We start from the raw sequence: 17896 nt of genomic DNA, 5'->3' as shown, positions 1-17896 counted from the left end.
GCTCAGTTGCCCTTCGCGATCGCCTGCTCGCCGTTGCGCTGGAGATCGGCGAGGATCTTCTTCGGGTCGGCGGTGCGCAGCGACTGCAGATCGGTGTTGAACTGGTTCAGCACCTTGTCGAATCCGGCGATGGTCACCGGACCCTGGGCGTGGGCGCTGCCGTCCACCCATGCCTTGGCAGCCGGCTGCTTCTCGGCGTAGGTCTTCAGCGCGCTCGTGCGCGAGGGCATGACACCGAACGCCGCGGCGAAGTCCAGCTGTTGCTCGGCGGAAGACAGGTGCTTCACGAGCTCGACGCCCGCCGCGCGGTGTGCGCTGTCGGCGGCGACGCCCCAGCAGTTGCTGAACGCGAGCGTGCCCTGGCCGGCCGGTCCCGCGGGCAGCGGCACGACGGCGTACTTCACGTCGGGGTAGTCGTGGCTCATGCCGCCCTCGAGCCAGTTGCCCTCGATGGTCATGGCTGCCTTGCCCTTGCCGAGCGCCTCACCGCCCCAGCCGGTGTCGACCTGCTTGGCGAACTTCATCGAGCCCGACTTCAGGAGGGACTGCACGAACTCCAGACCCTTGATGTTCTCCGCGCTGTCGGCGGTCATCTTCTTCTGGGCCGGGTCGGTGAGCGAGCCGCCCGCCTGCTTCATGAAGACACCGAGCCGCTGGTACTCGTCGCTGGTCACCAGGCCGGTGACGCCGTCACGGGTGAGCCGGTCCGCGACCTTGCGCAGGTCCTCCCAGGTCTTCGGGTAGTCCTTCTCGGTCAGACCGGCCTTCTTCCACAGGTCGGTGTTGACGGCGAGGGCGAGTGTGGAGGCGTCCTTCGGGAGACAGACCAGCTTTCCGTCGTACGAGAACGACGTGCGCAGTTGCTCGGAGAAGTCGTCGGCGTCGGCTATCCGGTCGCCGTACGGGTGGAGCGAGCCGCCCTTGGCGTAGTTGGCGAACTGGTCGGAGTTGACGTAGAAGACGTCCGGCGGCCGGTGTCCGGCGAAGGACTGGGCGAGCTGCTGGTTCATGTCCTTGGCGACCTCGACCGTGACCGTGTTGCCGGACTTCTTCGCGTACGCGGCCGCGGCGTTCTTCACCGCCTGTGTCTCGGCGTCCCCCGAGGTGGCGATCAGCACCGTCAGCTTCTGCTTGCCTGCCGTGTCCTGCTCCGGTTCCTTGTCGCCGCCGAAACCGGACGAGCAGCCGGTGGCGGCGAGCAGGGCGGCGCAGGTGGTGAGCGCGGCGACGGCCGTGCGGGTTCTCATGGTTCCTCCAGAAGGGGTACGACGTGCGGCTCAGCCGATCCGAAGCGGTCGCGCCGTTCGGTCGGCGGCCCGGCTCCGGGCCGGGGACGAGGGGTGAGGTGCGGGGAAGAGGACGCGCGTGGGGGAAGCGCGTGGGGATGCGGGCGCGCGTGGGGGAAGCGCGTGGGGGAGAGAGGAAGTCCTGGGACCGGTCGTCCGGGGCGGACCCGGGGTCAGTCGTCCGAGGCGGCGCTGCTGCCGCGCACGACGAGGGAGGGTTCGAGCAGGACGCGCTCGGGCGGGGCACCGGCGTCCGACATCCGGGCCAGCAGCAGACGGACGCATTCGCGGCCGACCGCCTCCAACGGCTGGGCCACGGTGGACAGTCCGGGAGAGAGCAGCGCCGCAGCGGGGGAGTCGTCGAAGCCGACGACCGCGACGTCCTCACCGGGCACGGCCCCGCGTTCGCGCAGGGCGTGGTAACAGCCCAGCGCGAGCACGTCGCTGGCGGCCACCACGGCCGTGGCACCCGCGTCGAGCAGGGGACCGACGGCGGTCCGCGCCGAGTCGATGTCGTCGACGCTCTGCGCCCGCCTGCCCCGCACCGGAAGGCCGTGCCGGCGCATGGCGCGCTGCCATCCCAGCGCACGGTCGTCACCGACCCCGGAGCCGCGCGGCCAGCCGAGGAAGGCGATCGAGCGGTGCCCCAGGTCCACCAGGTGCTCGACCGCGGCGTCCGTGCCCGAGGCGCCGTCGACATCCACCCAGTCCCCGATCTGCCGACCGGACCACATCCGGCCGAAGCCCACGAACGGGACACCGCCCTTGTCCAGCCACGCCTGGCGCCGGTCGCCGCGCTCGGTGCCGCTCAGCACGAAACCGTCCACGCTGTGCAGGTCGATCAGCTCCTCGTACTCGTCCGGACCGGCACTGCCGGGGGGCGCGGCGAAGAGCAGGATCCGGTATCCGGCCTCGTCGGCGGTCTGCGACAGGGCGTGCAGGAACCGGTCCATGACCGGTGCCGACGTGCCCGGCGCGGTGGGGCGGATGCCGTAGCCGATGAGCTTGCTGGAGCGGGTGCGCAGCGTCTGGGCCGCCCGGTGCGGGCGGTAGCCCAGCTCGTCGATGGCGAGCAGGACCCGCTCCAGGGTCTTCGGGCGCAGCAGTTCCGGCGCGTTGAGCGCGTTGGACACCGTCTGCGGGGAGACCCCCGCCCGCCGCGCGACCGTGGCCAGGGTGACCGGGGCGGCCTTGGCGGCGGGGGAGTCGGGGGAGCGTGCCATGAGTCTCTCCGTGGCGATTGTACGACGATCCGAGGTCATTGGAGCGTTCCAAAGGCATTGTCAACGCGCTGAAGTCGTCGTTAAGGTTTTTGGAACGCTCCAATGCAATGAGAGGTTCCGCTCTGTTGGACACCACTGTCAAGACCCAAGACCCTGAGATTCCCGACACGCGTTCCGGCGCCGAGGGCGGCCCGGCCCCCCAGGGCCTCCAGCCGTTCCTGCACGACGCCTGTGTGACGCTGTACGCCCCGAGCTTCGCGATCTCGCACGCGGACGGGCAGATCGACGGCCCCGCGGACGGCTTCTACCACGGTGACAGCAGGGCACTCTCCCGGCTGACGGTCGCGGTGGACGGCACGGAGCCGGCACCGGTGCGAGGAACCCTGGAGGGCGCGGACCGCGCGGCCTTCCGCAGCGTGCTGCGCGGCCTCGGCGAGTCGACGGCGGACCCCGCGGTCACCCTGCGCCGACGGCGTCGCGTCACCCCCGGCAACCTGGAGGAGACCTTCGAAGCGGACAACGCCGGGGGCCGTCACGTCCGTTTCCGGCTGGTCGTCACCGCAGGGACCGACCTCGCTGCGATGGAGCGGGTCAAGTCCGGCCACGTCCTGCCACCGGTCCCGGCCGGCACCGTCGAGGACGGACTCGCCTGGTCCCGGGGCACCTTCTCCGTACGCCTCACCAGCCGTACGCGGCCGACCAGCGTCGACCCGACCGCCGGACGGCTGGAGTACGAGATCGAACTCGCGCCGGGCGCCACGTGGACCGCCGTGCTGCACTGCGAGGCCGCGCACGAGGACGGCGACCAGTTCCCCGCGCCCGCCGAGGGCACCCTGCCCTGGCGCACCCCCGTGCTGAGCAGCGCCGACCGGGGCTTCGACCACTGGCTGAGCCGGTCCGCCGCCGACCTCGACCGGCTGCGGCTCACCGATCCGCAGCGGCCCGCTGACCAGTTCCTGGCCGCCGGGGCCCCGTGGTTCCTCACCCTCTTCGGCCGCGACTCCCTGTGGGCCGCCCGCATGCTGCTGCCCCTGGGCACCGGCCTGGCCGCCGGCACCCTGCGCACGCTCGCCCGACGCCAGGGCACGAAGTCCGACCCGGCGACCGAGGAACAGCCCGGCAAGATCCTGCACGAAGTACGCCGCGCCACCCAGGACTTCGACCAGGGCTTCTCCCTGCCGCCCTGCTACTACGGCACGGTGGACGCAACCCCGCTCTGGATCACCCTGCTGCACGACGCCTGGCGCTGGGGTCTCGCGCCCGAGCAGGTCGAACAGCTCCTGCCGCACGCCGAGTCCGCCCTCGCGTGGATGCGCGACCACGGCGACGCGGACGGTGACGGCTTCCTCAAGTACGTCGACCACACCGGCCGGGGCCTGGCCAACCAGGGCTGGAAGGACTCCGGCGACTCCATCCGGTACGGCGACGGACGGATCGCCACCGCCCCGATCGCGCTCTGCGAGGTCCAGGCGTATGCGTACGAGGCGGCCCGGGGCGGCGCGCACCTGCTGCGCGCGTTCGGCCGTCCCGGCGCCGACGCGTGGGAGGAGTGGGCGCAGCGGCTGCGCGAGCGGTTCCGCGCCCGCTTCTGGGTGGAGGACGAGCGCGGACCGTACCCGGCCGTGGCGCTCGACGGGGAGGGCAGGCCGGTGGACTCGGCCACCTCGGGCTTCGGCCACCTGCTGGGCACGGGCCTGCTCGACCACGAGGAGAGCGCCCTGCTGGCCGCCCGGCTCGGCGCGCCCGACCTCGACTCGGGCCATGGCCTGCGGACCCTGAGCAGCGACTCCGTGGCGTACAACCCGTACGGCTACCACATCGGTTCCATCTGGCCGCACGACACCGCGATCGCGGTGCACGGCCTGGTCAGGGCCGGATTCCCGGCAACGGCCGCGTCCCTGTCCGCGGGTCTGCTGACCGCTTCCGGCGCCTTCGACGCCCGGTTGCCCGAGTTGTTCGCGGGCCATGGTGCGGCGACGGACGTGCTGCCCTCGCCCTATCCGGCGTCCTGCCGCCCGCAGGCATGGGCGGCGGCCTCGTCCGTGCTGGTCCTCCAGTCGGTGCTGGGACTCGTTGCCGACGTGCCGGGCGGCACGCTCACGGTCGCGCCCGCCTTCGCCGAGGCGTACCGGCCGTTGCGGGTGGAGGGGCTCGAAGTCGCGGGCGGGCGGCTCGGCATCCGCGTCGACGCCGACGGCACGGCGCACGTCGACGCGCCCGAGGGCCTGGAGGTGAGGCGGGGACACCCGAGCCCGCGTTGACGTCAGGTCGCGGCGTCCCGTTGCGGCGCGGCGCCGGGCGTGCCCGGGTCGGCGGGGCGGGGGAGTGCGCGTCGGCGCGGGCGGTTCAGCGCGTCGTGCGCGTGGACCCGCCCGCCCGGCGCAGCGCCTGACGGGCCGACCAGAGGACGGAGATGAGCGGCACCGCCACCACGGCACCCAGCACCCCCGCCGTGATGGCGCCGCCGATCACCGCGACCGCGACCACGACGGGGTGCAGACGGACCGCCCAGCTCATCACGATCGGATGCAGCAGATGGCCCTCGATCTGCCCGATGACCACGATCAGCGCGATGACGACGACCGCCACGACCGGACCCTTCGCCGCCAGGGCCACCACGGCGGCGATCGCGAGCGCGATCGGCGAGCCGATCAGCGGGACGAACGCGGCGAAGAACTCCAGCAGCGCCAGCGGAACCGCCAGCGGCACCCCGAGCGCGAACAGGGCCAGCCCGACGAGCACGGCGTTGGTCGCCGCCACCAGGACGATGCCGTGGGTGTAGCCGGTGAATGTCCGCCAGGCCGCCCGGCCCGCGATCTCCACCCGGTCCCGGGCCGTCTCCGGGAGTTGTGCGCAGAACCAGTCCCAGTGCCGGTCCCCCGAGTGGATGAAGAAGACCGAGCAGAACAAGGCGAGCGCGAACACCGTCACCACCTCGACCAGTCGCCCCACCCCGCTGAGGGCCGTACTGATGACGACGGAGCGATGGCGGGAGAGGTACGCGCCGATCCGGGACTGGAGATCGTCGAGCACATGCGGGTCCAGCCGGAACGGTGCCGCTTCCAGCCAGCGCTTGATCCGCCCGAGTCCGTCGCCGAACTCCCGCTCCAGCCCCGCGCTTTCCCCCGCCACCGCCTCGCCGACGAGACTGAGCACACCGAGGGCCAGGGCGATGCTGCCGAGCACGGCCAGGGCGACGGCCAGCGACCGGGGCAGCGGACGGGCGAGGAGGTCCGCGACGGGCCGCAGCATCGCGGTGCCGACCAGGCCGAGGAAGACGGCCACCGCCACCTCGTGGAACCGTCCCAGGACGGAGAAGACCGCGTACACGACGGCCCCCACGACGAGGATGCGCCAGGCGTACGCGGCGCACGCCCGCAGCGTGGGGTTCACCCGTGGCTCGCGCCGGCCGCCACGGGGCGGCGCGGGACGTGCGCGCGCGATCCGGGACGCGGGGCCGGGCGATCCGCGCCGCGCCCGGCGGGGGGCGGCACGAAGACGCGTCCGGCGTGCTCCGGGCTGGCCGCCGGAGGCCGTGCTGTCGGGCTGCGGATGCGATGACCTGGGCATTCCCCTGCTGGTACCAGCAGGGACGACGTCGTTCGGGGCTCCCGGGGCGACATGCGCGGGAAGTCACCCTACGGGCGGAGCCCTGGGCGCGCCCAGGGGCTCGCGCCGGGAGGGGGCGAGGGCGTCCGGGCCGGTGGCCGGGGGAGGGCGTCGGGCCACCGACGTTCCACGTCACCCCGACGTGGTGTCCGGCGCATACTGGAGTGAGATGCGTGATTGGAGGACTCCATGATCGTCCTTGGTGTCATTCTGCTGATCCTCGGCCTGGTGACGGGCATCTCGATTCTGTGGACCATCGGCATCGTGCTGGCCGTGATCGGACTCGTCCTCTGGGTCCTGGGCGCCGTGGGGCATGCCGTGGGCGGGCGGCGGCACTACTGGTAGGACCCGGTCCGCTCCCAGTAGCATCGCGCCCTGACCCCGCTGTCGTCGCCCGCCGTGGAGCGGACGACGGCGGCACGCTGCCAGGGAGACCGTGATGCTGAGGGTGTTTGACGACCTGTCCACGCCGCTGGTGGCCGACGCGTGCCTCCGTACCGGAGTCCCGCTGCGTGCCGCACCGGCGGGCATCGGTGCGGTGACGCCGGGGCACCGCATCGCGGGCCGGGCCCTGCCGGCGCGGCACCACGGCAGTGTGGACGTCTTCCTGGAGGCGTTCGGTGCGGCGGAACGGGGCGATGTGCTGGTCGTCGACAACGGCGGCCGGACGGACGAGGCGTGCGTCGGCGACCTGACGGTCCTTGAGGCCGAGGCGGCCGAGGTGGCGGCCCTGGTGGTGTGGGGACTGCACCGGGACACCCCGGAACTGGCGCGGATCGGCGTCCCCGTGTTCAGCTACGGCAGCCATCCCTGCGGCCCGGTCCGGCTGGACGAGCGGGAGCCGGGGGCCCTCACCACGGCCCGGTTCGGCCCGCACACGGTGAGCCGTGAGGACATCGTCCTGGGCGACGAGGACGGGGTGCTGTTCGTCCCGGCCGCGAGCGCCGATGAAGTGCTGTCGGCCGCCCGCGCGATCCGGCGCACCGAACGAGACCAGGCGGTCAGGATCAGGGCGGGCGAGACGCTGCGCCGGCAGACCTCCTTCGAGGACTACCTGGCCCGGCGGTCGGCCGACCCTTCGTACACCTTCCGTCAGCACCTTCGCCGGATCGGCGGCGCCGTCGAGGAGTGACCCCCGGACCGGTCGGGGGCCGGTCCGTCCGGGGTGCGGGGGACCGGCCCGCCCCGAGCCGGCGACCGCCCCGGCACGGCCCGGGACCCGGTTCCGGGCGCGGGCGCGGAGAGCCGCAGCGGGCCTCCCGCCGGGCGTCCGCAGCGGATTCACACGGCGCGTTCGACGAGGAACGGGAGCAGCGTGAGGATCTCGTCGAGCGCGCCCGGTGCCAGGGGAACGCTCTTCAGGCTGCGGCGCGCGCCCTCCAGGTGCCGGTGGGCCTCGGCCAGCGTCGCCTCCCGACCGCCGGCCTCCTCGACGAGACCGGCGGCCCGCCGTGCGGCCCGGGCGTCGAGCGGGTCCCCGGTGCCCAGGAGAACCGCCAGACGCCCGGCGGCCGGACGGTCCGACGCGAGGGCGGCGAGGACGGGGTACGTCTTCTTCAGCCGGCGCAGGTCGCTGTGGACGGGCTTGCCCGTGACCTCCGGATCACCCCAGATGCCGAGAAGGTCGTCCACGGCCTGGAACGCGACCCCGAGGTGCCGTCCGGCGTCGGCGAGGGCGTCGACGGTCGCGGACGGCGCACCCGCGAGGACACCGCCCACCCCCGCCGCGCAACCGAGCAGCGCACCGGTCTTGTGCTCGGCCATCCACCGGTACTCCCGCGGTCGCACCGCCCCCGGCCCGTTCCAGGGCCGGGACTCGAAGAGCAGGTCCTCGGCCTGGCCGCGTACCAGGTCGGCCAGCGTCGCGGCGAGATGCCGCACCGCTGCCGCGCCGTGCGGGCCGGGAGCCTCGGCCAGCGTCCGTACGGCCAGCGCGAACAGCGCGTCCCCCGCGAGGATCGCCGGTCCCGTCCCGTATGCCTTCCAGACAGTGGCGCGCCGTCTGCGGGTCTCGTCGCCGTCCATGATGTCGTCGTGGAGGAGCGAGAAGACATGGATCAGTTCGACGGCGACCGCACCGACCACGGCCTCCTCCGCGGGCGCGCCCGCGGCCTCGGCGGCGAGCAGGGCGAGGGCCTGACGGACCCCCTTGCCCTGCGAACCCGGCGGTGGGCCGCCGTCCACCGTGTCCCAGCCGAAGGAGTAGGCGGCCATCTCCGCGTGCCACGGGTGCAGTTGGCGCACGGCACGTGCGAGCGCCGGGCGGACCAGGTCGCGGCAGCGGCCGAGGATCTGCGGCGCGGTGGGCCCGCGCGTCACGGACGGAGAGGTCATCGTCGCCCGCTCTCCTCGTCCGCGTCACCGGCCGGTGCCACACCGAGTTCGGCGAACGCCTTGTCCACCATCTCGCGGGCGTTGAGCAGGCCGATCCGGTCCAGGGTGCGGCGCAGTTCGGTCAGGTCGGCGACGGTCTCGGCCGGGGCGCGGCCGAGCCGGGCGAGCGACTTGACCAGTCCCAGCCGGGCCAGGGCCTCGCCCCGGGGTTCGGTCATGGCACGGAACTCGTCGAGCGCCTGCGCATAGCCCCGGCGCGCCTCCTCGTAACGGCGGGCACGGAAGAGGACGTTGGCGCGCATCTTGTGGTTGTACGCCAGGGCGCTGGACAACTTCATCTCGCGGCACGTGAGTTCGGCTTCCGAGAGCAGGGCCAGGGCACGCTCCGGATCGTCCCGCAGGGAAATGATGTCGGCCATGCCGCGTAGGGCCCAGGCCCGGCCCCGCCGGTCGTCCGCGGCCCCGGCCAGTTCGGCCGCCTCCTCGAACATGGCCAGCGCGCTGTCCAGCGAACCGGTGTTGCGGTGGATCTGGGCGATGCCCTCCAGGGCCCAGACCGTGTGGCGTGCCTCGCCCCGGGCGCGCGCCTCGGCCAGCAACTGTTCGTGCAGGGCCGCGACGGTCCGGTAGTCGCCCTGTATCCGCCCCGTCTCCGCGAGACCGGCGAGGGAGTACCCGCGCGCGACGATGTCCCCACCGCGTTCGCCCATGTCGGCCGCGAGCTCCAACAGGCGGAAGGCGAGCCGGAGTTCACCACGCTGCCGGGCGAGCGTCCCGCCGCTCCACAGCGCCCATGCCATCGCCCCCTGGTCGCCCGCCGAACGGGCCGCCCGGTAACTGGCCTTCCACGCCCGGTCCGCCTCCTCGACGTCTCCGAGCCGGCGGTGCGCCTCGGCCACCGCGAGCCCGCAGCGCGCCACCTCCTGCTGCGACCCGGTGAGCTCGGCCTCCCTCAAGTGCCGTAGTCCTTCCGCGAGTACGTCCGTGAGTGAGGAGTTCACCGACATCTTGGTGAGGGCGCCCTGGTACTCGGGTGCCAGTGCCTTGCTGTGCATGGAAGCCTTTCGCGCTCGTCCGGGACGTGGGCAGTGACTCTATGCACATCATGTATACACTCGGTGCATAGTTGACTGGTGGTCGCACCCGGGCACTCGTGGGGGTTTCGGACAGGGTGTCTCTTGCGGCGAACCGCCTTGCTGTTGATCAAGACGGTGGGACGGTGCCCGAGGTTGCTCCGGGACCAACGGAAGTCGAACACCGGCCGATTCGCGCCGAGGGCCGGGAGTTGGGACATCGCTTCGGGCGGGCGGTTCGGTCCGGAGATCCGGGTTTCCGGGCCCCGATGGCCGGTTCGGGACGGATCCCGCTGTCCGGGCCCGGGACACGCGGCCGTGCCGCGACGGGGCCCGGCCCCGGCATCCGAGGTGGCGGCGCCGGCGGCGAACCGGCGGGCGCGGGCCCGGCCCGGCCGTACGTCAGCGGTCGAGCGGCCTGCCCCAGGAGGCGGGGGCGGCGGAGGCGAGGTCGGCCCCGCGCACCGGGCGACGCTCGTCGTGCCAGACGGCGGTCAGTGGCACGTCGAACGGGAACTCGATGTCCGTACCGTCCTCGAACGAGACGACCACGTGGGTGTCCGGACCCGACGGGTGGTTGTCCACCCACTGCACGTGTTCCACCGTGGGCGTCAGGACCCCGTCCGGATCGACCAGCCGGTAGCCCTCGTCCACCTCCTGGGACTGCACGGGCATCAGCGCCGGCTGCTCCCTCGCCGCTTGCTCGTTGCGGAAATACGTCGCCATCCGGCCAAAAGTACCGGACCCCGGGCACCGCGACGGGCCGCGGATGCGAGTGATTCGCACGACCGGGTGGTCCTCGGCGAACGGCTCGCGCGAAGGGCCCCGGCCTCGTGCGCACGGGGCAAGGGGTGGGGGCCGAACGGCCGCCGGACAGCACCGTCGACGCGCCGCCGCCCGCGGGCGGAACCGTCCTTCGGCCCTCGCGCGGGGGCCGAGGCCGTCGCCCTGGCACGAGGGCCGTCGTCCCGGCCGCCACCCGCGTACGGGGCCGTACGGACCCCGCGACCCCCTACGGCCCCCGGCCCCCCGTACGGCTCCGTCCGGTGGCGCTCGCGAGGCGCCACCGGCACGTTCTGGCTAAGCTCGTCGGGGGGCCGGACCACTGACCGACGGAGGCTCCCATGACGACGGCGATCGAACTGCGCGATGTGGCCCCCCGCCTCGCCACCGGCGCGTTCCTCCTGAACTCCGGCCTGGGCAAGTTGAAGGCGGACGAGGAGACCGTCCGTACCGTGCACGACATGGCCTGCGCCGCCTACCCGTTCCTGCGGAGGATCGACCCCGGGCGATTCACCCGGATGCTCGCCTGGTCGGAGGTCGCGATCGGCGGCGCACTGGTCTCCCCGGTCGTGCCGACGCGACTGGCCGGACTGGCGCTGACCGGGTTCTCCGGAGGGCTGCTCGGCCTCTACCTCCGGCTGCCCGGAATGCGGGAACCCGGCAGCCTGCGGCCCACGCAGAACGGCATTCCGCTGGCCAAGGACACCTGGATGCTGGGCATCGGGCTCGGACTCCTCGGCGCGGGCGCCCGCCGGACGGCCCCCCGCCGGACGGCCCCCCGCCGCTCCAGGTGCCGCCGGCGCCGGTGCCGGGGCTGACGGTCAGCGGGATCCGGGGCGGGCACCCGCGGAACGTGCCCGGGGCGGGGCGATGTCGGGAGCGGGGGTCGGGAGGGGGGCCGGGCCGAGCCGCCACACCCTCGCGGGCGGGACATTGGCCCACACCGTGCGGCCCGCGACCGTCCCGCGCAGCCGGTATCCGGCCAGCACGGTCTCGACCGCCCGGTGCCGGGCGGCTTCCGCGGCGCTCGCGACGAGTCTGCGGGCCGGGGCGGTGCCGAGGTAGGCGAAGTACGTCAACGCCCCCTGAGGGCGCAGCATTTCCAGGTAGCGGTCCATCACGGAGGCGACCGTGTCCGGGGCGAAGTTGGTGAACGGCAGGCCGGAGACGATCACATCGTAGGACCTGCCGGTGTCCAGCTGCTCGACGCGTGTCTCGTGCACGACGGACCGGACGCCGTGCTGGTCCCGGTCCGGGCCCTCGTCGCCGCGGCGGTCGGGGCGGTTCGCGTCCGGCCGCGCCACCCGGCGCGTGTCGCCGGACCGCCCCGCCCCGTGGACGACTTCGCGCAGCAGGGCCGCGAAACGCGGGTTCGTCTCCACCACGTCCAGTGAACTTCCGGGCGCGAGCAGCGGCAGCAGGAAGCGGGTGACGGGCCCGGTGCCGGCCCCCACCTCCAGCACGTCCAGGGGCTGTCCGGCCCGCTCGGCCACCGGTGCGCAGAGGGCGGCGGCGAGGCGGCGGCTGCTGGGCGCCAGCGCGCCGGTGGTGCGGAAGGCGCGTACGGCCTCGGCGGCGAACAGCCGGGTGTCGGTGAAGCGGGGCCATGAAGTCATGACCGCGACGCTAGAAGTGCCGGGGCGGCCCGCAATCGGCCGTTGCGCCGGGGCGCACCCGTACGAAAGTCCTCCATGAGGCGTACCGGACCCCCACCCGAGCAGGGGGTGGGATGCGACCCGAGGCCGATGGGGCCGGGGCCCCGGACTGCCTACGATCGGCCGGTGGAGCGCGAATACCCTCATCGAGGCCCGGCGTGGACGGAGTGGGCGCTGTGCGGCGTGGTGCTGCTGCTGGTGGCGCAGGGGCTGGCCATGGCCCGCCTCCACGCCCCGCCGTCGTACACGGCGCAGGCGGCGGCCGTTCTCGCCGCGCTGGTCCTGCCGCTGCGCTGGCGCCGTCCGCTGCCGGTGCTCGGTGTCGCGGGGGTGGCACTGGTCGCGCAGGGCGCGTACGAACCCATGACGGTGATGGTCTTTCACCTGGCGGCCCAGGGCCGGATGCGTGCCGCGGTGGCGGCCGGGGCGGTGGCGGGAGCGCTGCCGTGGCTCTGCGGTACACCGCTGAGCGGCGGGGTCACCCCGACCTACGGGGCCGGGCTGCTGTTCACGCTGGCGCTGACGGCGGGGCTGTGGTGGCACAGCCGCCGGAGGCTGATCGACTCGCTGAGCGAACAGGTCGAACTCCGCGTCCAGCAGGCCCGGGCGGCGGAGCGGGCCCGGATCGCGGCCGAGATGCACGACGTCCTGGCCCATCGGCTGAGCCTGCTCGCCCTGCACACGGGGGTGCTGGCCCTGCGGACGGATACCCTGCCGCCGCAGGTCGGCGAGCGGATCGCCCTCCTGCGTGCCACCTCGACCCAGGCACTCGCCGACCTGCGGGACGTGCTGGGCGTGCTGCGCGCGCAGGAGGGCGCGGGCGACGGCCCCGGCGGCGGGGCGGTCTGCGCGCCGGCGATCCGTGATCTGTCGGACCTGCTCGACGAGGTGCGCGCCGGCGGCCAGGAGGTGACGGCGGACGTGACCGGGGACCCGGACACCGCCCCCGCCACCCACCTGCTGGCGGTGCACCGTCTCGTCCAGGAGGGGCTCACCAACGCCCGTAAACACGCCCCGGGCGCGGCCGTCCGGCTGACGGTGCACTACGGCGCCCCCGCCACCGAGGTGGAGCTGGTCAACGCGGCCGGGGACGCCTTTGCGCCCCGCCCCGACGGGGCGGCGGGCCGGGGCTTCGGCCTGGTCGGACTGGCCGAACGGGTGGCCGGGCTGCACGGCCGGCTCGACCACGGTCCGGGGCCGGACGGCGGGTGGCGGCTCATCGCCCGGCTGCCGGTCCGGGGCACGGGCACGGAGCGGGACGGGGCGGGGAACACCGGGGGCCCGGCGCCGCGACGGGCCGCCCCGTTCCGGAGCGAGGCCGGGCGGTGACCGCGATGCCCATCAGGACGATGGTGGTGGACGACGACGCGCTGGTCCGGCTGGCACTCACCGATCTGCTGGCGACCGACCCCGGCATCGAGGTCGTCGCCCAGGCTGCCGACGGCCTCCAGGCGGTGGCGCAGGCCACCGCACACCGCGTGGACGTCGCCCTCATGGACGTACGCATGCCGAGGCTGGACGGCATCGAGACGATCGCGCGGCTGCGCCGACTGCCCCACGCGCCGCGCGTCATCACCCTGACCACCTTCGACCTGGACGCGTACGTGTACGAGTCGCTGGCGGCGGGGGCCGACGGCTTTCTGCTCAAGGACGTCGATCCGGCGGAGATCCTGCGGGCCGTGCACGTCGTGGCGGCGGGATCGGCCCTGCTGCACCCGGCGGCGGCCCGGCGGCTGATCGATCGCTTCCAGCACACCGCCCGCCCGGGGACCGGAGCGGAACGGGAACGAGTGGACCGGCTGACGCCGCGTGAGCGAGAGGTGCTGGTGCTGCTGGCCGAGGGGGCCACGAACGCGGAGATCGCAGGACGGTTGGGCATGAGCGAGAGCACCGTGAAAGCCCATGTCAGCCGCATCCTGACTACGCTGGGAGTGGGAAACCGCGTCCGTGCGGCGCTGGCCGCCCGGGACGCCGGGCTGACACAGGACGCTCCGTGTCGAACTTGGTGACGGTGAGTGATGGCCTGGGGTGCGGTGTCCCGGGAAACCTGGTTCCGTGGCGGAGGCGGCTCCCCCCACAGGTCCAAGGAGTGATCATGAGCGAGTCGGACGAATACCGTGGCCGGTTGAAGGAGTTGCGCGCCAAGGCGAAGGACCTCGAAGAGGCCGCCGAGCGCACCACCGATCCCGAGGAACGCCGACGCCTGAAGGACGAGGCCCGCCGGATCGAGGCGGAGAGCGAGCAAGTCAGCGGCATGGCGAGCGGGGACATCTACCCCATGGAGTGACGGCCTCTCCCCAGGGGCCGACGGCCCCGTCGAACCCCGTGGCACGACCGCTCCCACGCTCATGGCGTGACGGCCCGCGCCGCTGTCCGACGGCGGGGCGGGCGTACCACCGCGCGGCTCCCGAGCACCACCGCTCGGGGCCGCGCGGTTCCGTGCGACGGGCCGGGGAACCGGTGCGGGAGCCGGGCGCCGCCGGGAATCCGCGCGGGAGCCCGGCGTTGTACAAGGACGTGAACCCCGTGATCGCGGCCACCCGCTTCTCCGTGCTCGACCGCTCCCGCATGCGTGAGGGCCACGACGGCCCGGAGGCGCTCCGCGACTCCGTGGGCCTGGCCCAGGAGGCCGAGGCGCTCGGCTACCACCGGTTCTGGGTGTCCGAACACCACGGCGTGCCGGGTGTCGCCGGTTCGGCGCCGACGGTGCTGGCGGCGGCCGTCGCGTCGGCGACGTCCACCATCCGGGTCGGAACGGGCGGAGTGATGCTCCCCAACCACCGGCCGCTCGTGGTGGCCGAGCAGTTCGGGGTGCTGGAGTCGCTCTTCCCCGGCCGGATCGACATGGGTCTCGGGCGCTCGGTGGGCTTCACGGACGGCATCCGCAGGGCGCTGGGCCGGGACAGGAGGGCGGCGGAGGGCTTCGCCGGGCAGCTCGACGAACTCCTCGGCTGGCTGGACGGCACGCAGACCGTCCACCCGGGGGTGCACGCCCGTCCCGCCGAGGGCCTGCGCATCCCCGCGTTCGTACTGGCCACCGGCGAGGGGGCCGGTGTGGCCGCGGCGGCCGGACTGCCGCTGGTCGTCGGGGACCTCCGTGACCGGGAGAAGCTGCTCCGGGCCGTCGAGCGCTACCGCCGGGAGTTCCGTCCCTCGGCCCGGGCCGTCGAACCCTACGTCGTGGTGTCGGGCACGATCGCGCTCGCGGGCAGCGCGGAGGAGGCCCGGCGCCTGCTGATGCCGGAGGCGTGGTCCCTGGCGTACTCCCGCACCCACGGCGTGTTCCCGCCGCTCGCCCCTGCCGGGCGGGTCGAGGCCCTGGCCATGACGGAGAAGGAACGCGACCTCTACGAGAAGGGGCTGCGCGGTCATGTCCAGGGGACGGAGGACCAGGTGGCCGCCGCCCTCGAAGCGGTCATCGGGGAGACCGGAGCGGACGAGGTGCTGGTCACCACCAGTACCTACGACCGCGGGGCGTTGGTGGACTCGTTGCGCCGACTGTCCCGGGTCGCGGGGCTGACGGCCGGCCGGGCCGCGCGAGCCGGCGCATCACGGCCCTGATCGCCGGGCGGGAACGCCCGCGCCCCGCGCGAACACCGAGCACGTCACCGCGCGCCGGGCGGGGCGTCGGCGCCCCGCCCGGCCGCGTGTCGATCGCGGGGCCTGCGCGGAGCAGCGGCCATGGTGAGGGCATGAACAGCGCTGACCTTTTGACGGACGCGTTCGGCCGCGTCCAGGAGACCGTGCACGCGGCGGTCGAGGGCGCGTCGCGCGCCGATCTCCATGCCCGGCTCGACGACGGGGCGAACACGATCGCCTGGCTCGTCTGGCACCTCACCCGTGTCCAGGACGACCACATCTCCGACGCCTCCGGTACCGAGCAGATCTGGTTCACCCAGGACTGGGCCTCCCGCTTCGACCTGCCCTTCGAGCAGTCCGCCACCGGATACGGGCACAGTGCCTCGGAGGTGGCCGCCGTACGCGTGGCCTCGCCCGACCTGCTGCTCGGCTACCACGACGCCGTGCACGAACGAACCCTGGAGTTCGTGCGCGGACTCGACGGCAGGGCGCTGAACCGCGTCGTCGACGAGGCGTGGTCGCCACCGGTCACCCTCGGGGTCCGATTGATCAGCGTCATCTCGGACGACCTGCAGCACGCGGGACAGGCGGATTTCATCCGGGGCTCGCTGGCCCGGCGCTGACGCCGTCGCCGAAACGGCCCGCCGGGACGCCCGCGGCGTGTCCGGCCTCCTTGCGACTCCCCGGTACCGAGGCGGTGGAAACACCGTGCGTCACGGCGCCGGGGAGCGGGGGTTTCACACCTTGAGGCCGACGCCGCTCACCGCGTGGCCCTGCAGTTCGTCCATCCCGCCCCGGGCGGGATCCGGGCGCCAGGCCGACGTCCTCACCACGCCCGGCTCCACCAATCGCAGGCCGTGGAAGAAGTCGGCGATCCGCTCGGGGCTGCGCAGGTGGTACGAACTCGCCGAGTTCGCGTTGTACGAGGAGACGGCCTGGTTCAGCGAGTCGCTCGTGTTCGTGCCGTCGCTGAGGGCCAGATAGCTTCCCGAGGGGAGCGCCGACAGCAGCCGCTCGACCAGCGTCCACGGGTCGTCCTCGTCGGGCAGTTGCCCCATGATCCCCAGCATGGTCAGCCCGACCGGCTTGGTGAAGTCCAGTGTCCCGCCGGCCTCGGCGAGGATCGTGTCGACATCCCTGACATCTGCGTCGATGTACGCGCACGCGCCCTCGGGGGTGCTGGTGAGCAGGGCGCGCGCATGGGCCAGGACGAGCGGGTCGTTGTCGACGTACACGATCCTGGACTCGGGGGCCACCCGCTGGGCCACCTCGTGCGTGTTGTCGGCCGTCGGCAGGCCCGTGCCGATGTCGAGGAACTGGCGTATGCCGGCCTCCGCGGTCAGGAAGTGCACCGCGCGGGCGAGGAAGGCTCGTTGGAGGCGGGCGATGGCGGCGAAGTCCGGGAACGCCTGCAGGATCATGTCGCCCATCCGATGGTCGACGGCGTAGTTGTCCTTGCCGCCCAGAAGGTAGTTCCACACGCGGGCGGAATGGGGCCGGTCCGTCTGGATCCGGTCGGCCGGAGGCTGCGGTGAGGTACTCATGGCCAGATCTTCACATATGCCATACGGACGTTCCCCAGCTGGTGCGGGATCTTCGCGGAGACCGGTGAATCGCCCCGGGGCACGGGTGTTTTCACCGGAGGCAGCCCCTGACGGCCCATCAAATCCGTTTGTGGGGCCGCCACGCCCGATCACGCGGTTTTGCGCGAGGAGGGGCCGAGCGGCCCGTGTTCGGGGCTCAGCCGTCCATGCCCAGCCGCTTCGCGAGGGCGGGCGGAACCGGATAGATCCGTTCCGGCGGCAGCAGCCGCTGGGCCTGCGACGCCCGCCCGCTCTGCTTCGCCGCCGCGGCTTTGCGCGCCTGGGCGGTGATGTCGGTGAGGCCGACGACCCAGTCATCGGCGAGGGTACGGATCAGCCCGCGTCCGACGCCGACCTGGATGCTGTAGTGATTGAGCGCGGCACCCCGCAACGAGCGTTCCGGATCCCACTGCACGTGGACGGGGGCTTGTGCCACGGCTGCCGGATCGGCCGTCGTCAGTACCGCCGAGGACAGCGCCTCCTCCCATCCGGAACGGGTGATCCGTACCGCGAGGATCCGTTCCTGCCCCGATTTCCGGGCCCAGTTGCTGCGGTGCATGAGCCACAGGAACGAGGGCTTGATCCACGTCATCCGGTGGAACGAGAACGGCGGCACGAAGCGCCCGGCCCGCAGGCAGGGATCGGCGATCGCGGGTGAATACGCCTGGTAGACCACGATCGTGCGGGCGTCGTACTGGGCGCGTATCTCGTACCGGGGGGTCACCGGCGCATCCTGCCCGGACGTCGCGACCACTCGCAACGGGTTACGAC

The 17896-nt window shown here is 73.3% G+C and carries 18 protein-coding genes; 9 read left to right on the top strand and 9 right to left on the bottom strand.

All coding sequences use genetic code 11. The features are described from left to right. Positions 1 to 2 precede the first annotated feature (2 nt). Positions 3 to 1247, bottom strand: a complete 1245-nt coding sequence (locus tag ACFYY6_RS06710; protein WP_351521571.1) for an extracellular solute-binding protein — start codon at positions 1245 to 1247, stop codon at positions 3 to 5. A 212-nt stretch (positions 1248 to 1459) separates the two neighbouring features. Next, complete coding sequence (locus ACFYY6_RS06705) at positions 1460 to 2509, bottom strand: LacI family DNA-binding transcriptional regulator (RefSeq protein WP_351521569.1); 1050 nt, start codon at positions 2507 to 2509, stop codon at positions 1460 to 1462. 125 nt (positions 2510 to 2634) lie between these two features. Between ACFYY6_RS06705 and ACFYY6_RS06700 the strand changes: the two genes are divergently transcribed. Next, positions 2635 to 4770: a glycogen debranching N-terminal domain-containing protein gene (locus ACFYY6_RS06700; protein WP_351521567.1), complete on the top strand. Its 2136-nt coding sequence runs from the start codon at positions 2635 to 2637 to the stop codon at positions 4768 to 4770. Between the two features lie 85 nt (positions 4771 to 4855). Here ACFYY6_RS06700 and ACFYY6_RS06695 read toward each other — a convergent pair whose 3' ends face one another. Continuing rightward, positions 4856 to 5902 carry an AI-2E family transporter gene (locus ACFYY6_RS06695; RefSeq protein WP_351521566.1) on the bottom strand — a complete coding sequence of 349 codons (1047 nt, stop codon included), beginning with the start codon at positions 5900 to 5902 and terminating at the stop codon, positions 4856 to 4858. Positions 5903 to 6307: 405 nt separating this feature from the next. Between ACFYY6_RS06695 and ACFYY6_RS06690 the strand changes: the two genes are divergently transcribed. Both ACFYY6_RS06690 and ACFYY6_RS06685 read left to right on the top strand, forming a co-directional pair. Further along, complete coding sequence (locus ACFYY6_RS06690) at positions 6308 to 6463, top strand: DUF6131 family protein (RefSeq protein WP_351521565.1); 156 nt, start codon at positions 6308 to 6310, stop codon at positions 6461 to 6463. A 94-nt stretch (positions 6464 to 6557) separates the two neighbouring features. Then, positions 6558 to 7250, top strand: coding sequence for an RraA family protein (locus tag ACFYY6_RS06685; protein ID WP_351521563.1), 693 nt, complete (start codon positions 6558 to 6560; stop codon positions 7248 to 7250). Positions 7251 to 7399: 149 nt separating this feature from the next. Here ACFYY6_RS06685 and ACFYY6_RS06680 read toward each other — a convergent pair whose 3' ends face one another. From ACFYY6_RS06680 to ACFYY6_RS06670, 3 genes are all read right to left on the bottom strand, one after another. Then, positions 7400 to 8452, bottom strand: coding sequence for a polyprenyl synthetase family protein (locus tag ACFYY6_RS06680; RefSeq protein ID WP_389191948.1), 1053 nt, complete (start codon positions 8450 to 8452; stop codon positions 7400 to 7402). Continuing rightward, on the bottom strand, positions 8449 to 9507 hold the full coding sequence (locus tag ACFYY6_RS06675) for a tetratricopeptide repeat protein (RefSeq protein ID WP_351521560.1): 1059 nt from the start codon (positions 9505 to 9507) through the stop codon (positions 8449 to 8451). Before ACFYY6_RS06675 ends, ACFYY6_RS06680 begins: the two co-directional genes overlap by 4 nt. Positions 9508 to 9927: 420 nt before the next feature. Further along, positions 9928 to 10251: a hypothetical protein gene (locus tag ACFYY6_RS06670; protein WP_351521558.1), complete on the bottom strand. Its 324-nt coding sequence runs from the start codon at positions 10249 to 10251 to the stop codon at positions 9928 to 9930. Between the two features lie 398 nt (positions 10252 to 10649). On the opposite strand from ACFYY6_RS06670, the gene ACFYY6_RS06665 reads away from it, so the two are divergent. Continuing rightward, on the top strand, positions 10650 to 11126 hold the full coding sequence (locus tag ACFYY6_RS06665; protein WP_351521557.1) for a hypothetical protein: 477 nt from the start codon (positions 10650 to 10652) through the stop codon (positions 11124 to 11126). A 3-nt stretch (positions 11127 to 11129) separates the two neighbouring features. On the opposite strand, the gene ACFYY6_RS06660 is transcribed toward ACFYY6_RS06665, so the two are convergent. Further along, positions 11130 to 11924: a class I SAM-dependent methyltransferase gene (locus ACFYY6_RS06660; RefSeq protein ID WP_389191945.1), complete on the bottom strand. Its 795-nt coding sequence runs from the start codon at positions 11922 to 11924 to the stop codon at positions 11130 to 11132. Positions 11925 to 12089: 165 nt separating this feature from the next. Here ACFYY6_RS06660 and ACFYY6_RS06655 point away from each other — a divergent pair, with 165 nt between their 5' ends. From ACFYY6_RS06655 to ACFYY6_RS06635, 5 genes are all read left to right on the top strand, one after another. Then, positions 12090 to 13292, top strand: a complete 1203-nt coding sequence (locus ACFYY6_RS06655; protein WP_389191942.1) for a sensor histidine kinase — start codon at positions 12090 to 12092, stop codon at positions 13290 to 13292. Between the two features lie 5 nt (positions 13293 to 13297). Further along, complete coding sequence (locus ACFYY6_RS06650) at positions 13298 to 13972, top strand: response regulator transcription factor (protein WP_351632133.1); 675 nt, start codon at positions 13298 to 13300, stop codon at positions 13970 to 13972. A gap of 86 nt (positions 13973 to 14058) precedes the next feature. Then, a complete protein-coding gene (locus ACFYY6_RS06645; RefSeq protein WP_351521550.1) occupies positions 14059 to 14250 on the top strand; it encodes a DUF6381 family protein in 192 nt (63 codons plus the stop codon). A gap of 239 nt (positions 14251 to 14489) precedes the next feature. Then, the gene (locus ACFYY6_RS06640; RefSeq protein ID WP_351632136.1) at positions 14490 to 15524 is read left to right on the top strand and encodes an MsnO8 family LLM class oxidoreductase; all 1035 of its coding nucleotides are present in this window, start codon (positions 14490 to 14492) and stop codon (positions 15522 to 15524) included. Positions 15525 to 15655: 131 nt separating this feature from the next. Continuing rightward, entirely contained in the window at positions 15656 to 16165 is a 510-nt protein-coding gene (locus tag ACFYY6_RS06635; RefSeq protein ID WP_351521548.1) for a DUF664 domain-containing protein, read from the top strand. Positions 16166 to 16279: 114 nt separating this feature from the next. Here ACFYY6_RS06635 and ACFYY6_RS06630 read toward each other — a convergent pair whose 3' ends face one another. Then, complete coding sequence (locus ACFYY6_RS06630; RefSeq protein ID WP_351521546.1) at positions 16280 to 17086, bottom strand: SAM-dependent methyltransferase; 807 nt, start codon at positions 17084 to 17086, stop codon at positions 16280 to 16282. A gap of 196 nt (positions 17087 to 17282) precedes the next feature. Then, complete coding sequence (locus ACFYY6_RS06625; RefSeq protein WP_351521545.1) at positions 17283 to 17849, bottom strand: DUF4291 domain-containing protein; 567 nt, start codon at positions 17847 to 17849, stop codon at positions 17283 to 17285. Between the last annotated feature and the right edge of the window lie 47 nt (positions 17850 to 17896).

This window comes from Streptomyces sp. NPDC001750 (assembly GCF_042892615.1).
Classification (GTDB): domain Bacteria; phylum Actinomycetota; class Actinomycetes; order Streptomycetales; family Streptomycetaceae; genus Streptomyces.
The sequence above is the reverse complement of the archived record's forward strand: the minus strand, read 5'-3'. Positions and strand labels throughout refer to the sequence as shown.

Bases quoted from the DNA above. Each gene is read 5' to 3' on its own strand.
- ACFYY6_RS06685 (WP_351521563.1), top strand. From the start codon at position 6,558: ATGCTGAGGGTGTTTGACGACCTGTCCACGCCGCTGGTGGCCGACGCG.
- ACFYY6_RS06650 (WP_351632133.1), top strand. From the start codon at position 13,298: ATGCCCATCAGGACGATGGTGGTGGACGACGACGCGCTGGTCCGGCTG.
- ACFYY6_RS06660 (WP_389191945.1), bottom strand. From the start codon at position 11,924: ATGACTTCATGGCCCCGCTTCACCGACACCCGGCTGTTCGCCGCCGAG.
- ACFYY6_RS06705 (WP_351521569.1), bottom strand. From the start codon at position 2,509: ATGGCACGCTCCCCCGACTCCCCCGCCGCCAAGGCCGCCCCGGTCACC.
- ACFYY6_RS06630 (WP_351521546.1), bottom strand. From the start codon at position 17,086: ATGAGTACCTCACCGCAGCCTCCGGCCGACCGGATCCAGACGGACCGG.
- ACFYY6_RS06710 (WP_351521571.1), bottom strand. From the start codon at position 1,247: ATGAGAACCCGCACGGCCGTCGCCGCGCTCACCACCTGCGCCGCCCTG.
- ACFYY6_RS06665 (WP_351521557.1), top strand. From the start codon at position 10,650: ATGACGACGGCGATCGAACTGCGCGATGTGGCCCCCCGCCTCGCCACC.
- ACFYY6_RS06670 (WP_351521558.1), bottom strand. From the start codon at position 10,251: ATGGCGACGTATTTCCGCAACGAGCAAGCGGCGAGGGAGCAGCCGGCG.
- ACFYY6_RS06645 (WP_351521550.1), top strand. From the start codon at position 14,059: ATGAGCGAGTCGGACGAATACCGTGGCCGGTTGAAGGAGTTGCGCGCC.
- ACFYY6_RS06680 (WP_389191948.1), bottom strand. From the start codon at position 8,452: ATGACCTCTCCGTCCGTGACGCGCGGGCCCACCGCGCCGCAGATCCTC.
- ACFYY6_RS06675 (WP_351521560.1), bottom strand. From the start codon at position 9,507: ATGCACAGCAAGGCACTGGCACCCGAGTACCAGGGCGCCCTCACCAAG.
- ACFYY6_RS06690 (WP_351521565.1), top strand. From the start codon at position 6,308: ATGATCGTCCTTGGTGTCATTCTGCTGATCCTCGGCCTGGTGACGGGC.
- ACFYY6_RS06635 (WP_351521548.1), top strand. From the start codon at position 15,656: ATGAACAGCGCTGACCTTTTGACGGACGCGTTCGGCCGCGTCCAGGAG.